The sequence below is a fragment of the Bacillus sp. LR--39 genome (assembly GCF_053613335.1).
In genome coordinates this window covers 1-520 of the sequence record NZ_JBSIOT010001585.1, presented here as the reverse complement: position 1 = coordinate 520, position 520 = coordinate 1, and the positions used below count along the sequence as shown (strand labels likewise).

Here is a 520-nt window from a genome sequence, read left to right as displayed (position 1 = left end):
TTCCGGTCAACAAGCCATCCCCACAGGACCGCAAGCACGATGAATACTCCGCCATAAGCGGCGTATACACGGCCGAAGGATGGGAAGGACTGAAACGTCGGAAGAATGCCGTATACAATGAGGATCAGCGCCCCGGCGATTCCGTAGCCGGCTGGCTTTGCCTCTCTCAGCCATAGCCAAACCAGATATCCGCCGCCAATTTCGGCAAGCCCTGCCGCGATAAATAAAAGAATGGTAATCAGCATCATGAGCACTCCTCAATTTGCATTTATCTTTCATTATAGAGGAGGAGAGCTTTTAAAGCTTCGGATGATTCTCAAATTCCTTCAAATACGCACTGCGTTGGATGTCTGTAAACTGTCCGATCCAATTGCTTTTCGCCTCTTCACTCAAATGGGGAAGGATATAGCGTTCAACCGCTTCGAAAAACAACGGATTCGGAATGATGTTCCAAGTGGGAATGCGAATGGTCTTCTGATCAACGGTTTGGATCAATATATCTTCTTGGAAGATTCCTTTT

2 protein-coding genes are annotated in these 520 nt (G+C 47.5%); both read right to left on the bottom strand.

The window, feature by feature from the left end; translation table 11 throughout:
- On the bottom strand, positions 1–248 hold a 248-nt coding region (locus ACWHAR_RS31930; RefSeq protein WP_452089034.1), incomplete at its 3' end, for a YnfA family protein.
- A gap of 49 nt (positions 249–297) precedes the next feature.
- Positions 298–520 (bottom strand): DUF5381 family protein (locus tag ACWHAR_RS31925; protein WP_452089033.1); only part of this gene is annotated, 223 nt, incomplete at its 5' end.